The following is a 19,029-nucleotide window of genomic DNA, read 5'->3' on the forward strand; positions in this document are numbered from 1 at the left end:
GGCTTCAGCTTGCCTTGCGAGGCCTGGCGGGTTTAGCGGGTTGGGCCGGCTTGGCCCGCTTGGCTTCGACCACCGCGCGGGTGCGCTCGTTGAGCGAGCCCGATTTGGCGACCGCCAGCACATGGCTGTGCAAGGCATCGAGCTCGGGCGACAAGGGCGCCGGCACACCCACCGAGTACTGCGCGCGCTCCTGGCGCGCGATCAGGGCCTGGCTGTCGCCGGTGGTGAGGCCCGCATGCTCCAGCGCCTTGCCCAGCGTCGCCCAGTACTCGATCTGGCTGGCCACGGAACGGCGCATGGTCTGGGCCGCCTCACGCGCCTGGTTCACCAAGGCAGCGGGCAGCTTGACCGAAACGAAGGGCGGGGCGTCGGGCATGGGCGTTTTCCTTTATGGCGCATTTTGCGCCATATAGCGCCATCGCGTCAAACCACACCCAGGCCCGCCCGATGGCCGGCCGTGAAAGCCTCCTCGAAGATCGAGTAGCCGGCCCAGTCGCTGTGGGCGAAGGCCAGACGGCCGGCTCGCGGTGCGCCCAACGCGACCTGAGCCAGCACGCCCGGCACCGGAATGGCCATGGCATGGCCGTAGCGCGCGACTTCGATCCGTGCGAGCTTGGCTGCCAGGTCGGGATGCGGCGCGGAGAGCTCGGATATGACTTCGGCTTGCCAGTCACGCCAGGTGCGCGACAGCAGCTGCTTGCGGGCTGCTTCGCCCGGGGCGCAGTACCAGCTCAGCACCGTCGGCCCGGGCCGCGGGTCCAGGCTCTGATGCCTGGCATCGACGTAGCCCAGGCCCTGGGCCCCGTAGATCACGTTGTCCCACGAAGGCGGCGCGCCGGGCCGGTCTTTCAAGGGCTCGCGCAGGTGCAGGTTGGCGACGGCCCAGGGCGCGTAGCGGGTCTGCTTCGCGCGCTCGCGCAGCAGGGCGGGCGCGTCTTGCACCACGCGGGCCGCAACGAACAGCGGCAGCGCGACGATGCAGTGATCCGCCTGCCAGCGTTCGAGCCCTTGCGTGGCGGCGTTCCAGGCGTCCACTTCGACGGTGTGCCGGCCCTGGGCGATGCGCGTCACGACGCGGCCCAGGCGCAAGCGTTCGCCCAGCCCGGCCGCCATCCGGCGGGTGAGCCAGCCATTGCCTTCCGGCCAGGTCAGCACGCCCTCGCGCTCCACGTTTTGTGCACCGGGCGCCTGGAAGCCATGGCGGCTGGCGAAGTAGTGGATGCCGGCCCAGGCCGACACGGTGCCGATGCCGGCGCCATAGTCGTCGCGGCAGCAGTAGTCCAGGTACCAGCGCAGGTGCTTGTCGCCCAGGCCCTCGCCATCGAGCCAGGCGGCGAAGGTGATCGCATCGAGGGCCCTGTGGCTGGCCGATGGCGTCCGCGGTGCGGGAATGGTGAAGCGGGCAGCGCGGCTCGCCTGCTCGATGCGTGCGGCAAAGCGCTGGTACTGCGACAGCGTCGCCGGCGCCACGCCCTGCACCGGAAGCAAGCCTTCCTGCCAGCTGCCGTCGAAGAAGAGCCGCTCCTGCGGCGCGTGGCACAGGTGTCGCTCGTCGTAGATCCAGCGGCCGGCCTCGCGCCGGCGCAAGCCCAGTTCCTGCAGCAGGTCCTGCACTTCCGGCGCGTCATCGCCCGGCAGCGGCAGGTAATGCGCGCCCAGGGGACAGGCAATGCCAGCGACCTCGCCGCTGCGGCTGTTGCCGCCGGCGGCGTCCTCGAGTTCGAGCAAGGCGAAGTCTTCGATGCCGCGTCGCCGCAGCGCCCGCGCCGCCGCCAGGCCCGCCACGCCGCCGCCCGCGATGAGCACGCGCACCCGGCCTGCGGATGCCGGCGCGGGCCACGATCCGCGCTCGCGCAACAGGTGCCCCCTTTCGGCACTCGCGCCTTGCAAAGCACCGGTGATGGCGGCGGGCCTGTCGCAACCCAGCAGCGGCAGGCCCAGGCCGGCGAGCGCGGTGCGGCGCGAGATCACTGCTGCACCTTGCCCCATTCCTGCTCGTAGGTCGTCACCAGGACCTGGTTGGACAGGCGGTTCACTTCGGCGGGCACGCGGGCCATGTCGCGCGGGAAATCGAACATGGGCGGCAGGCTGGGCAGGCCCAGGAATTTCAGGCCCGGCGGCAATTCCGCGGGCTGGCGATACGGCCTGCGGCCGGCGATGACGAAGCCCCACTCGCCGAAACTGGGCACATGCGCGTGATACGGCGTCGCCTTCAGCCCCACCGATTCGACGGTGGCCACCACGGTCCAGAAACTGCGGCGTGCGACCAGCGGCGACGTGGTCTGGATCACGGCGTAGCCGCTGGCCGCCAGCCGCTGCTCCAGCAGGGCATAGAACGAGCTGGTGTAGAGCTTGCCGATCGAGAAGTTGGTGGGGTCGGGGAAGTCCACCACGATGACGTCGAACATCTCCTGCGTCTGCTGCAGCCACTGGAAGGCGTCGGTGTTCACGATCTTCAGCTTGGGCGAGGCCAGCGATCCGCCATTCAGGCCCACCAGCGTTTCGTGCGTGGAGAAAAGCCGCGTCATGTTCGGGTCGAGCTCGACCAGCGTGATGCTCTCCACCCCGGGGTAGCGCAGCACCTCGCGCACCGCCATGCCGTCGCCGCCACCAAGCACGGCAACCTTGCGCGGTGCGCCATGCGCCGCCATCGCCGGATGCACCAGCGCTTCGTGATAGCGGTACTCGTCACGCTCGGCGAACTGCAGGTTGCCGTTCAAGAAAAGCCGGTGCCCGGCGCGCCCCTTCGTCACCACGATGCGCTGGTAGGGCGAAGTGGCGGCGAAGACGATGGGGTCCTGGTAGAACCTGTCCTCGGCGAGCGTGCTGATGTGATGGGCGCCGGCAAACGCGGCCCCCAGCAGGATCAGGGTCGCGCCGCATGCCAGCACATGCGCGCGCAGCCGCCGCAGCTCATGGCGAAACAGCCAGAGCGCCCACAGCGCCACCGCCGCATTCATCAGGCCGAACAGCAAGCCGGTTCGCACGAGGCCCAGTTGCGGCACCAGCAGCAGCGGGAAGGCGACGGACACCGCCAGCGCGCCCAGGTAGTCGAAGGTGAGAACCTGCGACACCAGGTCCTTGAGCGCGACATTGCGCTTGAGGATGCGCATCACCAGCGGGATCTCCAGGCCGACCAGGATGCCGACCAGCAGCACCAGCCCGTAGAGCAGTCCGCGAAAGGCCCCGGGAACATAGGCATTGGCGATGAACAGCAGGGCGGGCAGCGAGCCGCCGACCAGCGCCACCAGCAGCTCGATGCGAAGAAAGTGCGCCGGCAACTGGCGCTCGAAAAAACGGGAGAGCCAGGAACCCACCCCCATGGCGAACAGGTAGGTGCCGATGATGGTGGAAAACTGCAGCACCGAGTCGCCCAGCACGTACGAAGCCAGGGCGCCCGCCGCCAGTTCGTAGACCAGGCCGCAGGCGGCGACCACGAAGACCGAGGCGAGCAGGGCCACCTCGACCGGGCGCGGCGATGGCGCGGCCTGCGCGGGCCGCGCCTGTTCCAGGACCGTCACGGTTTCATCCGACCACGGCGGCCGCCACGATGATCGACAAGCCCAGCGCCATGGAGCCGACCACGATGGCCAGCGCCAGGTTCTGTTTTTCGACCAGCTCTTCCCACAGGTTGTACGGGGTGAGCTTGTCGATGAGGACGAAGCTCAACCAGAAGACCGCCACGCCGATCAGCGCGTACAGGATGGAGCCGAAGAAGGCGCTCGGTTTCAGCCACTCAATGCCCATGATGTTCTCCTGAAAAATGGTTGTCGATGCACTTCGCTACTTGTGGCTGCCGCCACTTGAATAACCGCCGTACGAGCCGCTGCTGCTTCGGCCGGAAGAAATACCGGAGCCGGTCCCGCCTTCGTCGTCCATGCAGGCGCGCACCAGCAGCAGGAAGACGAGGATGATGACGAACAGCAGGATGATGGTGCCGCAGCCCATGCCTGCGCCCCCCGCGCTGGTGGGCCCCGCGTCGCCGCGCTTGAGCTGCTCTTTCTTGTCATCGAGCTTGAACGCCTTGGCCACGGCGTCGCTGTCGATCTTGCTGCCGCTGGACCAGGTGACTTCCCTGGGCGACTCTTCCATCGACAGCAGGCTGGCGCCCTTGGCGAAGTCGCGGTTGAAGGTTTTCTGGCCGCGCTCCACCGGCCAGTAGAACTCGCCCGCCACATAGGTGGTCTCGGCGTTGTAGCTGTACTGCAGCTTGTAGCTGGTGCCCAGGTAGGTCGCCGTCTGCGCCCCGGCCGAGAACGCCGGCGCGCCGGTCGTGGGCTTGACGACGCTCCAGCCTTCCTGCGAATCCACCAGGAAGATGAAGCCGCGCTTGCGGTTGTACAGCAGGTACTCTTCCCAGCCGAAATGTTCGTCCGGGTCCTCGGGCTCATGGCCCATGCGGTGCTGGTAGCCCACCACCTGCCAATGCACACCCTGCAGCTGGCCGGTGGTCCCCAGCGGAATCACCGGCTGGACCGGCTCGTCCTGCACCGCGTGCCGCAGCGCACCGCCCAGCCCCTGGGTGAGGTCGATGAGGCTGTTGCAGGAGCGGCAGGTGATGCTCTTGCTGGAGGACAGCGCCACTTCCACCTGGGCGCCGCACTGCGGGCAGGCGAACTGCCGCGCCTTTTCTTCCTTGGTGCTGCCTTCTTGCAGCCCCGTGAGCTGCAACTCGTCGAGCAATACAGAGCGGCCGCGTGCCAGTGCCGGCGACTCGCCGCCGTAGTCGATGCTCAGTACTTCGCCGTCGGCGCTGCGCAGCTCCACCACCGCGAACGCCTGCCCCAGCGGCGGCAGCTTGGGCAGCTCGCCCTCGGCCGAGACCAGCGCCACCTGCTCATTGGCGGCCACGCTGAAGGGCTTGCCGTCGATGGCCGTGGTCGCGCCGACGCGGAACTGCGAGGCCTGCGGGATGGCCCGTTGCGTGGCGGCCGGGAGGGAGAACACATAGGCGCCGTTGTCCTCGCCCAGCACGCCCACCGAGCCGTCATCGAACAATGCGTTCCACTCGGTCCAGGTCCCGCTGGCGCTGTTGTATTGCAGGCGACCCACCAGGGTGAAGGGCTTGCCTTGCCAGCGCCCGCTGGCAAGCAGTTGCAGGGGACTGTGGTCGTCGAACAGCTCGGCCATCCTGCCCACCCGGGCCAGCGTCTCGCCGTCGCGCACCACGGTGCTGTGGCAAAAGCTGCACACCGCATGGGTCGATTGCGCGCTGCGGAATTCCACCGGCGCGCCGCAGCCGGGACACGCGGCCCGGTAGGCGCGCTGGGGGTTCGTCTCGGCCACCAAGCTGGCTTAGACGAGCTTCTTGAGCAGTTCAGCCTTCTTGGCGTCGAACTCTTCCTGCGTGAGGATGCCCTTGGCCTTGAGCTCACCCAGCTTTTCCAGGGTGGCCATCACGTCGTCCGGCCTCACGGCGGCCGCAGCGGCGGGAGCCTCCTGCGCGGCGCTGCCTTGCAGGCCCTTTTGCAGGTTCTGCGCCAGCACCTGGCCCATGGCGATGCCGGCGCCCAGTCCCATCGCATCGCCGGCCACGCCGCCGCCGCCACTGGCCGCGCCCTTGGCCATTTCGGGGATGGCCTGCGCAGTCTGGTACTGCATGAACTTGCCCATGTCGTTGCCGACCATGCCCATGCCGATGCGCTGGTCCAGCAGCTTCTGCAGCTCCTCCGGCAACGACAGGTTCTGCACCGTCATGCCTTCGAGCTTCAGGCCGATGGCTTCGAACGCCGGCCCGATCTCGGCGGCCAGTGCGCGGGCGAATTCGATCTGGTTGGCGGCCAGGTCGAGGAAGGGGATGCCGCTTTCGGCGATGGCGTCCGAGATATGCTGCAGGATCATGCCGCGCAGCTGGCCATCGAGCTCGGCCACGGTGTAGACCTCGCGCGTGCCCGATATCTGGCTGTGGAACAGCTTGGGATCGGCGACGCGGTAGCTGTAGTTGCCGAAGGCGCGCAGGCGCACCGCGCCGAAGTCCTTGTCGCGGATCGTGATCGGCTGGGGCGTTCCCCAGCGCTGGTCCACCTGCTGGCGGGTGCTGAAGAAATAGACGTCGCTCTTGAAGGGCGACTCGAAGAGCTTGTCCCAGTTCTTGAGGTAGGTGAGCACCGGGATGGTCTGCGTCGTCAGCTTGTACATGCCGGGGCCGAACACGTCGGCCACCTTGCCTTCGTTGACGAACACCGCCATCTGCGATTCGCGCACGGTGAGCGAGGCGCCGTACTGGATCTCCATGCCGGCCATCGGGAAGCGCCAGGCCAGCGTGCCCTCGTCGCTTTCCGTCCACTGGATGACGTCTATGAACTGTTTCTTGATGAAGTCCATCAGTGCCATGGGGGCTCCTCGCTGTTGTGCCGGGTCATGATACCCGGCGCCCCCGCAGACTGCCAGCCACTACTCAAGCTCGGACCCGGCTGCCTGCTTGAGCAGGCGCGACAGCTCGCGTTTCTGCCGCGCGTTGCTCGCCTGCCAGGCGGCGCGCGCCAGAGTCACGAAGCGCTCCTCGGCCGTGTCGGGCGGGGCGGGCTCGCCGTGATCCTCGTCCAGCCAGCCCGCAGGCTTGCCGCCGTGATGCTCGAGCTGGCGCGCGAGCTTGTCGCCGATAGGCCGCGATGACTTGATCTGGCTCCACATACTGGGTGAGATCTGCGCCCGCGCCGCGAAGCTCTGCTCCAACCCCTTGGGCGCCACGCCTTCGGTGATGGCCGAGCCGGCGAACTCCTGGAACAGCGCCAAGGCATTGCGCCGGCGAACGAGGGTGAGGTTGGACACGATGTGGATGGGATGCAACGGGCGGCCGATTGTGCCGCCCGTTGACATCTGAGTAAAGACTCTTTACAGTGCGTCCCTGTCGTCGGAAATCCGGCGCCAACCGTTCAACCTTTTTATCGAATCCAACCAGGACCCATCGTGACCAACCGCATCGCCGCAACCAGCAAGCGCCCCGCACAGGGCGGGGCTGCGTTCGCCTGCGCCTATGCGCGGGGTCGCCACCTGTTTGCATTGCACCTTGCATCCGACATGCAGCCGGCCTTCATCGGCTTGGCCAGCGAGGACCAGGACCATCCGGGCGGAGGAAGCGCGTAGCGCTCGCCTCTATCTCTCTTTACTCGAGAGGCCCGGAATCCGAAAGGATCCGGGCCTTTTTGTTTTTTCGCGGCCATCGCGCCGCCACATCGCTCTTGCGGCGGTGACTGTTCCTTAACAACTTGCCGCGGGGCAAGCCGGTTCTGGCCGGCGTTAGTCCCCGCAAAAAAGAAGTGGCGGCTGAGCGGCAACACGCTCAAGTCCGCCCCACTTCGGGTGTGCCCATGCGGCACCGCCGGCTCGCGCCCGGTTGCGGCGCGGCGGGATGTGCACGGGGTCGCGCCCCATGTGCAGCGAGACAACCCGGCAGGCCAGGCCTGCCGCTCGCGGATGGACACAGCCGAAGTGGATTTATTCAACCAACGCAGAAAGGAATCACCATGCGCAAACAACTCATACGCCAGTCGCCAGTCCGCGCGCGCCGCACGGTGGTTCAAGCCGTCGCGCGCCGGCTTGCTCAAATGGCCCGAACCGTGGCTCGCCGCCCAGTGCCGGATTTGCGCGATCTGGATCAGCGCGTTCGCCAAAGCGGCGAGTGGTAAGGGCTGTCATGCCGGACCTGATCCGGCATCCATGTGGGCGCGCCAATGTGGATCCCGGATCAAGTCCGGGATGACAACCCAGCTCACGACCGGCTGGCTTCGCGCCTGCCCAAAGGATCGCGGCTGAACTGATCCCGGTTCAGCCCCAGAGTCTTCCGCTGAAGGCGAACGCTCACAGGTCAGGGGTTCGGGCATGCCCGCCCCGCCGGTGCGGCAGCCCGGGCTTATTGCCTGTTGGTGTGCCGCGTGCCGCGCCGCTGGAGACGGTAGATACGGGCGATGTGGGTTACCCCCTCGACGGGCCGGGTTCAACTCCCGGATCGCCACCATGGATTGGATAGCTCAGCCTGGTAGAGCAGTCTGCTCATCACAGACCTGTCGCGGGTTCGACTCCCGCTCCAAATCGCAAACGGTCGAAAGACCCCGCCGGATGCAGGCGGTGAGTGGATCGAGTGCGGGGGCCGTCGCGTACGGTGCTCCGCGCAAGTGAAACCCGCCGCCTGTCAGCGGTGGCGGCTTCGCGTGCCGGGCCCGCCGGGTTCCGCGCCCAGGTCCAGCCAAGGCAGGCCCGGCTTGCCTTGGCGCGTCCTGTTGCCCGGTTCCATGCACCCGGCACCCGCCGCCACCCCTGTACGGCCCCTATTTATTCGAAGACACAACAACAAGGAGAACATCATGAAATTCAAGCGTGTCACTGTCAAAAAGAACGAGCGCGGCATCCTGCTGCGCAACGGCGACTTCGAGCGCGTGCTGCGGCCTGGCCGCTACATGCTCGTCGCGCTGGTCGACCAGCTGCGCGTGGAAACCTTCGCGCTGGAGCAAGCCGCTTTCACCCACGGCCTGGCCGACTACCTGATGGCCAGCGAGCCCGCGGTGGTTGCGGCCGAGTTCGTGCGGGTGGAGCTGGGCGAAACCCAGGTCGGCCTGCGCAGCGAGAACGGCGTGCTGGTTGAGGTGCTGGCGCCCGCAACGCGGCGCCTGTACTGGAAGGGCCTCGTCGACGTGCAGGTCGAGGTGATCGACATCGCCGCCACGGCCGAAGTGCCCGCGGAGACCACTGCGCGCCTGACGCAGACCCAGCTGCGCCAGCGCTGCGTTACCGGGCTGGCCGGCGTGCTGCAGGTGCAAGTGCCCGAGCACTCGGCGGGTGTACTGACCATCGACGGCAAGGTCGAGCGGCTGCTGGTGGCCGGCTCGTATGCGTTCTGGAAGTTCAACCGCAACGTCGCGGTGGAACTGGTGGACCTGCGGCTGCAGGCGCTGGAAGTGACGGGCCAGGAGATCCTGACCCGCGACAAGGTCAGCCTGCGGCTGAACCTGTCGGCGACCTGGCGCTACACCGATGTGCTCAAGGCCTTCACCCAGCTGCAAAAGCCCGCGGAGCACCTGTATCGCGAGCTGCAGTTCGGGCTGCGCGCCGCCGTGGGAACCCGCACGCTCGATGAGCTGCTGGAGAACAAGACGGTGATCGACGAGGTCGTGACCGGCTACGTTCGCGGCCGCCTGTCGGCCTGGGGGCTGGAGCTCGACGGCGTGGGCGTGAAGGACATCGTCCTGCCCGGCGAGATGAAGACCATCCTCGCCCAGGTCGTGGAGGCCGGGAAATCGGCCGAAGCCAACGTGATCCGCCGCCGCGAGGAAACCGCCGCCACGCGCTCCCTGCTCAACACGGCCAAGGTGATGGAGGACAACCCCGTCGCCCTGCGCCTGAAGGAGCTGGAGACGCTGGAGCGGGTGGCCGAGCGCATCGACAAGATCTCCGTGTTCGGAGGTCTGGACTCCGTGCTCAACGGGCTGGTGAAGCTCCGATAAGTGGCTCACAGCAGGCCGTTCGGCACACAATGAAAGCACCGTGTGGTGCGAGTTGGGGAGGAGGTGCATCGGCACCTCCTCCTTGCGAAAGGAAACATCGTGGAAACCAATTACATCGAGGAAGAAGTGCCGGGCGGCGTGCCGGTGAAGATGTGGACCCGCGGCGTGCCGATGGAAGACGAAGCCAGGCGCCAGCTGGCCAACGCCGCGCGCCTGCCCATCGTCTTCAAGCATGTCGCGGCCATGCCGGACGTGCACTTCGGCATCGGCTGCACCGTTGGCTCGGTCATCCCCACCTTCAAGGCCATCATCCCGGCCGCGGTCGGTGTCGACATCGGCTGCGGGATGATCGCCTGCAAGACCACGCTGACGGCGCAAGACCTGCCGGACAACCTGGCGCCGCTGCGCTCGGCCATCGAGCGCGCGGTGCCGCACGGCCGCGCCCCGGGCGCGCGCGATCCCGGCGCCTGGAACAAGGTGCCTGGCGCCGTGGACACGGCCTGGGCGCAGCTCGAACCGGATTTCACCGAGCTGTGCCGCGACTACCCCAAGCTGGCCAAGACGAACAACCGCGCCCACCTGGGCACGCTGGGAACCGGCAACCACTTCATCGAGGTCTGCCTGGACGAGCAAAACTTCGTCTGGTTCATGCTGCACTCCGGCTCGCGCGGGGTGGGTAACGCGATCGGCACGATGTTCATCGAACTGGCCAAGCAGGATGCGATCCGCAACAACGCCAACCTGCCGGATCGCGACCTGGCTTACTTCGAGGAAAGCTCTCGCTACTTCGGCGACTACGTGCGCGCCGTCGGCTGGGCGCAGAAGTTCGCGCAACTCAACCGTGAGGTGATGCTGCGCCGCGTGATCGAGGCTGCGAAGACGGTGATCCGCAAGAACTTCCAGAGCCACATCGAGGCGGTGAACTGCCACCACAACTATGTGCAGAAGGAGCGCCACTTCGGCCAGGAGGTGTACGTCACGCGCAAGGGCGCGGTGAGCGCCAAGAAGGGCGAGCTGGGCATCATCCCCGGCAGCATGGGCGCGCGCAGCTACATCGTGCGCGGCAAGGGCAACCCGGAAAGCTTCGAGTCGTGCTCGCACGGCGCGGGGCGAGCCATGAGCCGCGGCGAAGCCAAGCGCCGCTTCACGCTGGCCGACCACCGCGCGGCCACTGAGGGCGTGGAGTGCCGCAAGGACAAGGACGTGATCGACGAAACGCCGGCCGCGTACAAGGACATCGACGCCGTGATGGCGGCGCAGAGCGACCTGGTGGAGGTGGCGCACACCCTCAAACAGGTGGTATGCGTGAAGGGCTGATGCCTGCGCGCTACGCAGAATCCCGTACTAGGGTTTCCCCCGGCCTCGGGTCTACAATCGCAGGCCCCGAAGAACCGACGCGGCCGCTGTCAAGGTTTAAGCTGCGCCCAGGAGACTACAAACATGCCCCCCATCCACGCGGTGAACACCGACGAAAAACGCGCCGAGCTGCGCCGGGCCGCCCTCGAATACCACGAGTTCCCGACACCCGGCAAGGTCGCGATCCACGCCACCAAGCAGTTGATCAACCAGCACGACCTGGCGCTGGCCTATTCGCCCGGCGTTGCCGCGCCCTGCGAGGAGATCGTCAAGGACCCGAACAACGCCTTCAAGTACACCAGCCGGGGCAACCTGGTGGCCGTCATCACCAATGGCACTGCCGTGCTGGGCCTGGGCGACATCGGCCCGCTGGCTTCCAAGCCGGTGATGGAAGGCAAGGGCGTGCTGTTCAAGAAGTTCGCCGGCATCGACGTCTTCGACATCGAGATCAACGAGAAGCACGACCTGGACAAGCTGGTTGACATCATCGCGTCGCTCGAGCCCACCTTCGGCGGCATCAACCTGGAAGACATCAAGGCGCCGGATTGTTTCTACGTGGAGCGCAAGCTGCGTGACCGCATGAAGATCCCGGTGTTCCACGACGACCAGCATGGCACGGCCATCTGCGTGGGCGCGGCCATCATCAACGGCCTGAAAGTTGTGGGCAAGGACATCAAGAACGTCCGGCTCGTCACCTCCGGCGCGGGCGCCGCGGCGCTGGCCTGCCTGAACCTGCTGGTGAAGCTGGGGATGCCGCGCGAGAACATCTACGCGACCGACCTGGCCGGCGTGGTCTACGAAGGCCGCAAGGAGCTGATGGACGAGGACAAGATCCCGTTCGCCCAGAAGACCCTGGCGCGAACCCTGTCCGAGGTCATCGAAGGCGCGGACATCTTCCTGGGCCTGTCGGCCGCCGGCGTGCTCAAGCCCGAGATGGTCAAGAAGATGGCGGCCAGCCCGATCATCCTGGCGCTGGCCAACCCCAATCCGGAAATCTCGCCCGAAGAAGTCAAGGCCGTGCGCAGCGACGCCATCATGGCGACCGGCCGCACCGACTACCCGAACCAGGTCAACAACGTCCTGTGCTTCCCCTACATCTTCCGCGGTGCGCTGGATTCGGGCGCCACGACGATCACGGTGGAGATGGAGATCGCCGCCGTCTACGCGATCGCCGAGCTGGCCCAGGCCGAGCAAAGCGAAGTGGTGGCCGCAGCCTACGCGGGCCAGCAGCTGGCCTTCGGCCCCGAGTACCTGATTCCCAAGCCCTTCGATCCGCGCCTGATGATGAAGATCGCGCCGGCGGTGGCCAAGGCGGCCGCCGACAGCGGCGTGGCCCTGCGGCCCGTCAAGGACCTGGACGCCTACCGCGAGAAACTGCAAAGCTTCGTCTATGCCTCCGGCACCATGATGAAGCCGATCTTCGCAGCCGCCAAGGCCGCGCTGAAAAAGCGCGTGGCGCTGTGCGAAGGCGAAGAAGAGCGCGTGCTGCGCGCGGCGCAGATCATCGTCGACGAAGGCATCGCCCGTCCCACGCTGATCGGCCGGCCGGCCATCATTGCCCAGCGCATCGAGAAGTTCGGCCTGCGGCTGAAGGAGGAGCTGGACTACGACATCGTCAACGTCGAGCAGGACCACCGCTACCGCGACTTCTGGCAGACGTATCACCGCATGACCGAGCGCAAGGGCGTGACGGCGCAGATGGCCAAGATCGAGATGCGCCGGCGCCTGTCCCTGATCGGCGCGATGCTGCTGCACAAGGACGAAGTGGACGGCATGATCTGCGGCACCTGGGGGACCACGGCCCTGCACCTCCAATACATCGACCAGGTGATCGGCAAGCGCACCGGCGTCTGCACGTATGCCTGCATGAACGGGCTGCTGTTGCCGGGCCGCCAGGTGTTCCTGGTGGACACCCACGTCAACTACGACCCGACGGCCATCCAGCTGGCCGAGATCACCGTGATGGCGGCCGAGGAGATGATGCGCTTTGGCCTGAAGCCCAAGGCCGCGCTGCTCTCGCACTCCAACTTCGGTTCCAGCAATCAGCCCAGCGCCGTGAAGATGCGCGAGACGCTGGAACTGCTGCGCACCCAGGCGCCCTGGCTGGAAGTCGACGGTGAGATGCATGGCGACATCGCGCTGGACGGCGCCGCCCGCAATGTGATCATGCCGCACAGCAGCCTGACCGGCGATGCCAACCTGCTGGTACTGCCGAATATCGATGCAGCCAATATTTCTTACAACCTGCTCAAAACGGCCGCAGGCGGCAACATCGCCATCGGCCCGGTGCTGCTCGGCGCTGCCAAGCCGGTGCACATCCTGACCGCCAGCACGACAGTACGGCGTATCGTGAACATGGCAGCGCTGACCGTGGCCGACGCAAACGCGGCACGATAAAGGCCATTTTAGGGAGCTGGCACTAACTTCGGCGCCCGGCTCGCGGCCGGGAAAGGCCCTTGCGGCTGCCCAAATTTTGGGCAGCCGCTTGCGTTTTAGGGGCGGATACGTCACACTACCGCCTGGAATTTTTGCGGGTTTACCCCAGGTCCTGAGGTCCGTTTATGGCGCGCATTGCGACTGTCAAGTTTGCGCTAACTAGCATTCTGTTGGCAGTTGCGATCACCGGCCCCCTGGCGCAAGCCAGGTCACTGGCGGACCGCCCCACCGAAGGCAGATCAGCCGTCATCGCCATCATCGGCGTTGCTGAGCTGCCCAGGCAAGGCCGAGAAACCTATGAACTGATCCGCCAGGGCGGACCGTTCCCGTATGACAAGGATGGCGCGGTGTTCGGCAACCGGGAGCGATTGCTCCCGCCCGAGAGGCGTGGTTTTTACCGCGAGTACACCGTGGCCACCCCAGGATCGCGCGACCGGGGCGCCCGGCGAATCGTGTGTGGAGGTCCCCAAAGGGCGCCGCACGCTTGTTTTTACACCGCTGACCACTACGCCAGCTTTCGAAAGATCGTGGAGTGAACACCCAATGAAGCGGGACGAATTTGTGACTATGGAAAGAGACGCGGAGATGGACATGCCACTTCGTCGAGAAACAACCGAAAACGCGCTCAAGGGCGTGCGGACCAACATCGTGCAGTCGATCCGGGCCTTCCGGGTCCAGGACCTGCAGGATGCCGCGCGCTCGCTGGGCCAACACTTCCTGTATGCCAACCTGGCCAATGCCCAGAGCAAGCAGGACGTGCTGGACCTGATCGCGCAGCAGTTCATCCTGCCTGCCCATTTCGGTAAGAACTTCGACGCCCTATACGACTGCATGACGGACCCGGTGCATAAATCGGGCCCGCAGCCCGGCTTCATCGTGGTGCTCGAGCAGATCCCTGCCAACGCCAAGTTCGACAAGGAAGCGCGCGAACAGCTACTGGACATCTTCCGCGACACCGCGGATTACTGGGCAGAGCGAAAAATACCGTTCAGGTGTTTCTATTCTTTTCTGTAGCCCGTTCTGCACACACCAGCCAAGCAGAACGGGCGAACGAGGCTCAGGGCACCGACGCAGTTCCACACGTCGCGGCCACCACTGAAACCGGCGAGAAGATGCCCACCGACAAGTTGGTGGACGTATCGCCCCTGGCGCTGCGCATGAGCAGCCCGTTTAACGCCGGGTACTGGCTCGCCGCCGCCTGACGTGGATTGCGGATCAGGTCCGCAATGACATGAAGAAAGCCCGTCCTTGCGACGGGCTTTTTTATTGCCGGATCGCCGCGGCCAGGGCCAGATACTCGGCCACCGGCACTTCCTCGGCGCGGCGCTGCAGATCGCACTCGCCGCTGAAATTTCTTTGCTCCAGCCATTTGCCCAGCGTGTGCCGCAGGATCTTGCGGCGCTGGCTGAAAGCGACCTGCACCAGCTCCGACAAGAGCTTCTCATCCACGGGCGCCGGCTCGGCTCGGGGCACCATGCGCACCACGGCACTGTCGACGCGCGGCGGCGGATCGAAGGATTCGGGCGGCACGAACAGCACGTCCTCCATCTCGTAACGCCATTGCAGCATCACCGACAGGCGGCCGTAGTCGCTGGTCGCCGGCCGCGCCACCATGCGGTCTATCACTTCCTTTTGCAGCATGAAGTGCTGGTCTTCGATGCTGTCCACGAAACCCAGCAGGTGGAACAGGATGGGCGTGGAGATGTTGTAGGGCAGGTTGCCGACGACTCGTGTCTTCAATGCCCCCAGCGACTGCGCCAGCTGCGCAAAGTCCACCTTGAGCACGTCGGCCTCGGTCACCACCAGCTGGGCATGGCCACGCAAGCGGGCCGCCAGGTCGCGGTCCAGTTCGACGACCGCCAGCCGGCCCAGGCGCTCGACCAGGGGCTGCGTCATGGCGCCCAGGCCCGGCCCGATTTCGACCATCGCCTGGCCGGGCTTCGGATCGATGGCGCGCACGATGGCGTCGATGATGCCCTGGTCGGCCAGAAAATGCTGGCCGAATCGCTTGCGCGGGATGTGCTTCAAGCGGGGGCCATATTCATTTATTGCGGAGGCTCGCGAAACTCAACGTAGGCACGGCCGCGCACGTCCTGCGCCCACTGCGCGTAGGCTTCGTCGAGCTTCTTGTCGCGCACCAGGTTGCGGGCGATCTCGCGTTGCTCGCGCTCGCTCAGCTTGGACTGGCGACGCTCCAGCAACTGGATCAGGTGCACGCCGAAACGCGAGATGACGGGGTCGGCAATCTGCCCGGGCGCCAGGCTGTTGACCGCGTCCTCGAACTCCGGCACGAACATCCCGGGATTGGACCAGCCGAGGTCGCCGCCGCTGCGCGCGCTGGCATCCTGCGAGAACTCACGCGCCAGCTGCGCGAAGTCGGCTTGGTTGGCCTGGACCCGCTTCTTGAACTCCGCCAGCCGCTGGACCGCCGCCGTCTCGCTCAACTGCGGGCCGGGGCGCAGCAGGATGTGGCGCGCATGGTTCTGCACCACGGTGCCGGGTATGCCGCCCTTGCGTTTTTCGATCACCTTGATCACGTGGAAGCCGGCGCCCGAGCGCACGATCTCGCTGACCCCGCCCTCGGCCAGGTTCTGGATCGCCTGCACGAACAGCGGCGGATAGCGGTCTGCCGTGCGCAGGCCCACCTGCCCGCCGCTGGCGCCAGCGCCTGGCGAATCCGAGGCCTCCCGGGCGAGATTGGCGAAGTCCTCGCCGGCGCGGGCGCGTTCCTGCACGCGCTGGGCTTTGGCCCGCAGGCTCGCGATCTGCGCCTCGTTGGCGTTTTCGGGAACGGCCACCAGGATATGGGCCAGGTTGATTTCCTGCGATGCCGGATCGGTGCTCGCCTGCTGCTGTTCGCGCAGGAACTGGTCCACGTCCAGGTCGGTGATCTTCACCCGCGATTCGAGTTCGCGTTCACGCAGGCGCGTGAGCACCAGCTGGTTGCGCAACTCCTCGCGAAACTGCGGCAGCGTCAGGCCGTCGGCGGTGAGGCGGCGGCGCAACTCGGCGACCTCGACCTGGTTCTGCTTGGCCAGGTTCTGCTCGGCCTGGTCCACCAGGGCCTCGTCGACCTTGATCCCGGCCTCGCGCGCGTGCTGCAGCTGGGCCTTCTCAGCGATCAGCCGTTCCAGCACCTGGCGGGCGAATTCGGCTCGCGGCGGCACGGCTTGGCCCTGCTGCGCGAACTGGCGCTCGAACCGGGTCATCCGGCTGCGCACCTCGTTGTTGGTGATGGGCTCCGAATTGACCACGGCGACGATGTAATCGGCCGAGCGAGGGCTGCCGTCCGGGCGTGCGGCCGGGCGCCCCCCCGGCTGCGGCGGAGCGACCCGCAGGCCTTGCGCGGCGGCGGGTAGGTGCAGGGCCAGGGCTTGCGCCGCACAGGCCAGCCACAGGACAGAGGCGCGTTGGTTCATGGTGATCACTGATGTGCTAGTCGTAGTTGCTGAAGCGGCTGGGCGTGGTGACCTGCTCGCGCAGGAACTGGTAACGGGGAATATTGTCCTTGAGCGTCTGCAAGGCGTTCGAGCCCAGCCGGGTGAAGCCCACGAATTCGAGTTGGAACAGGATGCGTTTGTTCGAGGAATTGGTGCTGCTTTGCAGGCGCTCGACCACGATACGGCCCAGCCAGCAGCCGGCGTCGTATTCCAGGCCCAGAATCGAATCGACCAGGCGCCGGTCCTTCAGGCTCACGTTCAGGCGACCGACACTGTACCAGCGGCCTTCGCCCTCGCCGCGGCCGGGGCCCAGATTCTGGCCCTTGTCGCCCCACAGGTCGTTGAGGGGCCATTGCCAACCGATGTCGAGCTGCTCGCTGGAGCCGCGCTGCATGCGGTAGGCCGCGTTGACCACCCGGTAGTTCCCGGGACTGTAGCGCCCGCCGACGGTGGTGCGGATGGAGCGCCGGGTCTTGGGGTTGTACTGAACGGTGGAGTCGAAGCTCCATTCCGGCGTCCAGTTGACGGAGGTGCCGACCAGCACGTCCGACAGGCGCTCGCTGACCGGCGTTTCGCCCGGCAGCGTGACGCGCTGGTCCTTGAACCGCAGGCGCTGCGCGACGCCGAACCGCGCCGCCTCGGCGCCGGTGTCCGGGTCGAGCAGGCGGGTGCTGGCGCCCAGCGTGAGCAGGTTGTTGTCGGAGATGCGGTCGTGGCCGCCGAACGCGTTCTCGGTGTAAATGGTCGCGAAGTTGAAATCGTTGCGGGCGGAATCGTAGTTGGGCAGCAGGCCCTGGTCGCGAAACGGCGTATAGACGTAGAAGGCTCGAGGCTCCAGGGTCTGGCGAAAGCTGCGGCCGAAGTAGCGTACATCGCGCTCGAACACCAGCCCGCTGTCCAGGCTGGCGGTGGGGACCGTTCGCGTCGCCGACCGGGTGCCATTGAGCAGCGGGCCGTCGAACTGGTACTGGGTGGCATGCAGCTGGAGCTTGGGTGTGATGAACCAGCCCGGCGCCTGCCAGGGCCGGCTCAGCTGGGCCATCGTGAAAGCGCGCTGGGCATTGGGCTGGCCGTTGAGCAAGCGATCCGATTCGAACTTGGTGTAATCGGTCTCGACATAACTCTCCAGCCCGCCGACCAGATTGCCGCGGGTGTAGCGCCCGACCAGCTGGGGCAGACGGTCGTACGGCGGCACGATGGGCGAGCTCACGTCCTGCAGGGTCTGCCACTTCAATGCGCGCGCCGTGAATGAGAAGTCCCCCCGGCCCCAGGACAGCACGCCGTCGTTGGCCAGCAGGCGCTGGGTGAGCGATGCAGTGGTGCGGGAAAAATCGCGCCAGTAGTTGTCGTCGCTGACGCGATTGAGATTGAGGTTCAGGCCCAACGGGCCCATGGGCGAGCCGGCGCCGATGATGCCGTCGTGCTTGAGCGCGTAACCCCAGCGGTCGCGGTGACGCAGCCGGTCATCGGGCATGTAGTTGGCACGCACCGTCCCGTTGTAATCGCGCTCCAGGTAGCGGAACTCACCACCGAGGTCGACGCCGCGCTTGGTCATCAGCGCCGGATAGAAGGTCGCGTCGCGATTCGGCGCGATGTTCCAGTAGTACGGCACCGTCAGCTCGAGGCCGTTCAGGTTGTCCAGCCCGATGGTGGGCGGCAGCAGGCCCGACTTGCGCTTGTCCGACAGCGGGAAGCTCAGCGACGGCACCGGCAGGATGGGCAGCCCCATGAAGCTCAGCACGGCGCCCTCGGCCTGTCCGACCTCTTCCTCGTTGTCCAGCCGGATGCTGGCGGCCCGCAGGATCCAGTCGGGCATCCAGCTCGGGCCCGGCCTGCGCTGGCAGGTGGTGTAGGTCGCCCTGCGCACGATCGCGCGCTTGTCGTCGATGAAGTCGACCCGCTCGGCCTCGCCGTAGGCGTCGTTGCGCAGGAACCGGTAGCGCGGCTGGTTGAAGAAGCCTTCGAAGGCCTCGACCTTCAGTTCGAGCAGCGGGCCTTCGAAAATATCGCCGGCGCGGTTGATGCGCACATTGCCGCGCGCCTTGGCCAAGTCGTCGGGCTGCGAGTACTCCAGCCGGTCGGCGTGGATCACTGTGGAGCCGCGGCGCAACTGGGCGTCGCCCTCGATCACGGTTTCCAGGTCGGTGCGCCCGAAAACCCGCTGGCCCGAAAGATAGGTCGGCAGCTGTTCGCGCGCCGCTGCGGGGATGTCCTCGCGCAGCGAAGTGCTGGGCTTGAGCACCAGGGGCTGCTGCTCCTGGCCACGGGCCGCGCCGGCGTACAGCAAAGTGCACGCCACCAGCGCAACCGGGGTCAAGGCAAAGCGGGCGCGGAACCCCTCGGGTTTCAAGTCGTAT

General features: G+C 66.6%; 17 protein-coding genes and 1 tRNA gene. 8 read left to right on the plus strand and 10 right to left on the minus strand.

All coding sequences use genetic code 11. The annotated features are described in order from the left end of the window. Positions 1-4: 4 nt before the first annotated feature. The 7 genes from HNE04_RS05780 to HNE04_RS05810 are packed head-to-tail and all read right to left on the minus strand — an operon-like array spanning position 5 to position 6,771. Positions 5-376, minus strand: coding sequence for a TA system antitoxin ParD family protein (locus HNE04_RS05780; protein WP_172217570.1), 372 nt, complete (start codon positions 374-376; stop codon positions 5-7). A 47-nt stretch (positions 377-423) separates the two neighbouring features. Then, positions 424-1,989 (minus strand): FAD-dependent oxidoreductase, encoded by a 1,566-nt coding sequence (locus HNE04_RS05785; RefSeq protein WP_172217571.1) that lies wholly within the window; start codon positions 1,987-1,989, stop codon positions 424-426. Beyond that, on the minus strand, positions 1,968-3,521 hold the full coding sequence (locus tag HNE04_RS05790) for a polyamine aminopropyltransferase (protein ID WP_328700267.1): 1,554 nt from the start codon (positions 3,519-3,521) through the stop codon (positions 1,968-1,970). The genes HNE04_RS05785 and HNE04_RS05790 overlap by 22 nt, the downstream gene beginning before the upstream one ends. A gap of 4 nt (positions 3,522-3,525) precedes the next feature. Beyond that, positions 3,526-3,747, minus strand: a complete 222-nt coding sequence (locus HNE04_RS05795; RefSeq protein ID WP_172217572.1) for a DUF350 domain-containing protein — start codon at positions 3,745-3,747, stop codon at positions 3,526-3,528. Positions 3,748-3,783: 36 nt separating this feature from the next. Next, positions 3,784-5,286: a DUF4178 domain-containing protein gene (locus HNE04_RS05800; protein ID WP_172217573.1), complete on the minus strand. Its 1,503-nt coding sequence runs from the start codon at positions 5,284-5,286 to the stop codon at positions 3,784-3,786. A 9-nt stretch (positions 5,287-5,295) separates the two neighbouring features. Continuing rightward, on the minus strand, positions 5,296-6,333 hold the full coding sequence (locus tag HNE04_RS05805) for an SPFH domain-containing protein (RefSeq protein ID WP_172217574.1): 1,038 nt from the start codon (positions 6,331-6,333) through the stop codon (positions 5,296-5,298). A 60-nt stretch (positions 6,334-6,393) separates the two neighbouring features. Further along, complete coding sequence (locus tag HNE04_RS05810) at positions 6,394-6,771, minus strand: hypothetical protein (RefSeq protein ID WP_172217575.1); 378 nt, start codon at positions 6,769-6,771, stop codon at positions 6,394-6,396. Positions 6,772-6,909: 138 nt separating this feature from the next. Between HNE04_RS05810 and HNE04_RS05815 the strand changes: the two genes are divergently transcribed. From HNE04_RS05815 to HNE04_RS05850, 8 genes are all read left to right on the plus strand, one after another. Further along, the gene (locus HNE04_RS05815; protein WP_172217576.1) at positions 6,910-7,086 is read left to right on the plus strand and encodes a hypothetical protein; all 177 of its coding nucleotides are present in this window, start codon (positions 6,910-6,912) and stop codon (positions 7,084-7,086) included. Positions 7,087-7,959: 873 nt separating this feature from the next. Continuing rightward, positions 7,960-8,034 (plus strand) — tRNA-Met (locus HNE04_RS05820). A gap of 269 nt (positions 8,035-8,303) precedes the next feature. Next, on the plus strand, positions 8,304-9,440 hold the full coding sequence (locus tag HNE04_RS05825; protein WP_207717461.1) for a slipin family protein: 1,137 nt from the start codon (positions 8,304-8,306) through the stop codon (positions 9,438-9,440). Positions 9,441-9,590: 150 nt separating this feature from the next. After that, positions 9,591-10,757, plus strand: a complete 1,167-nt coding sequence (locus HNE04_RS05830) for an RtcB family protein (protein ID WP_172217789.1) — start codon at positions 9,591-9,593, stop codon at positions 10,755-10,757. Between the two features lie 123 nt (positions 10,758-10,880). Further along, complete coding sequence (locus HNE04_RS05835; RefSeq protein WP_172217577.1) at positions 10,881-13,193, plus strand: NADP-dependent malic enzyme; 2,313 nt, start codon at positions 10,881-10,883, stop codon at positions 13,191-13,193. 164 nt (positions 13,194-13,357) lie between these two features. Continuing rightward, entirely contained in the window at positions 13,358-13,768 is a 411-nt protein-coding gene (locus tag HNE04_RS05840; RefSeq protein WP_172217578.1) for a ribonuclease domain-containing protein, read from the plus strand. A gap of 49 nt (positions 13,769-13,817) precedes the next feature. Next, positions 13,818-14,246, plus strand: coding sequence for a barstar family protein (locus HNE04_RS05845; RefSeq protein WP_172217579.1), 429 nt, complete (start codon positions 13,818-13,820; stop codon positions 14,244-14,246). Continuing rightward, the gene (locus HNE04_RS05850; RefSeq protein ID WP_172217422.1) at positions 14,225-14,434 is read left to right on the plus strand and encodes a hypothetical protein; all 210 of its coding nucleotides are present in this window, start codon (positions 14,225-14,227) and stop codon (positions 14,432-14,434) included. The genes HNE04_RS05845 and HNE04_RS05850 overlap by 22 nt, the downstream gene beginning before the upstream one ends. A gap of 61 nt (positions 14,435-14,495) precedes the next feature. On the opposite strand, the gene rsmA is transcribed toward HNE04_RS05850, so the two are convergent. The 3 genes from rsmA to HNE04_RS05865 are packed head-to-tail and all read right to left on the minus strand — an operon-like array spanning position 14,496 to position 19,022. Further along, entirely contained in the window at positions 14,496-15,260 is a 765-nt protein-coding gene (gene rsmA, locus HNE04_RS05855; RefSeq protein WP_172217580.1) for a 16S rRNA (adenine(1518)-N(6)/adenine(1519)-N(6))-dimethyltransferase RsmA, read from the minus strand. Positions 15,261-15,277: 17 nt separating this feature from the next. After that, positions 15,278-16,651: a peptidylprolyl isomerase gene (locus HNE04_RS05860; protein WP_172217581.1), complete on the minus strand. Its 1,374-nt coding sequence runs from the start codon at positions 16,649-16,651 to the stop codon at positions 15,278-15,280. A 16-nt stretch (positions 16,652-16,667) separates the two neighbouring features. Further along, a complete protein-coding gene (locus HNE04_RS05865) occupies positions 16,668-19,022 on the minus strand; it encodes an LPS-assembly protein LptD (RefSeq protein WP_407926590.1) in 2,355 nt (784 codons plus the stop codon). Between the last annotated feature and the right edge of the window lie 7 nt (positions 19,023-19,029).

This window comes from Caenimonas soli (assembly GCF_013155545.1).
Lineage (GTDB): Bacteria > Pseudomonadota > Gammaproteobacteria > Burkholderiales > Burkholderiaceae_C > Ramlibacter > Ramlibacter soli.

Coding starts and splice junctions, on each gene's coding strand:
- HNE04_RS05840 (WP_172217578.1), top strand. CDS start 13,358: ATGGCGCGCATTGCGACTGTCAAGTTTGCGCTAACTAGCATTCTGTTG.
- HNE04_RS05825 (WP_207717461.1), top strand. CDS start 8,304: ATGAAATTCAAGCGTGTCACTGTCAAAAAGAACGAGCGCGGCATCCTG.
- HNE04_RS05780 (WP_172217570.1), bottom strand. CDS start 376: ATGCCCGACGCCCCGCCCTTCGTTTCGGTCAAGCTGCCCGCTGCCTTG.
- HNE04_RS05795 (WP_172217572.1), bottom strand. CDS start 3,747: ATGGGCATTGAGTGGCTGAAACCGAGCGCCTTCTTCGGCTCCATCCTG.
- HNE04_RS05805 (WP_172217574.1), bottom strand. CDS start 6,333: ATGGCACTGATGGACTTCATCAAGAAACAGTTCATAGACGTCATCCAG.
- HNE04_RS05830 (WP_172217789.1), top strand. CDS start 9,591: ATGTGGACCCGCGGCGTGCCGATGGAAGACGAAGCCAGGCGCCAGCTG.
- HNE04_RS05835 (WP_172217577.1), top strand. CDS start 10,881: ATGCCCCCCATCCACGCGGTGAACACCGACGAAAAACGCGCCGAGCTG.
- HNE04_RS05860 (WP_172217581.1), bottom strand. CDS start 16,651: ATGAACCAACGCGCCTCTGTCCTGTGGCTGGCCTGTGCGGCGCAAGCC.
- HNE04_RS05785 (WP_172217571.1), bottom strand. CDS start 1,989: ATGGGGCAAGGTGCAGCAGTGATCTCGCGCCGCACCGCGCTCGCCGGC.
- HNE04_RS05845 (WP_172217579.1), top strand. CDS start 13,818: ATGGACATGCCACTTCGTCGAGAAACAACCGAAAACGCGCTCAAGGGC.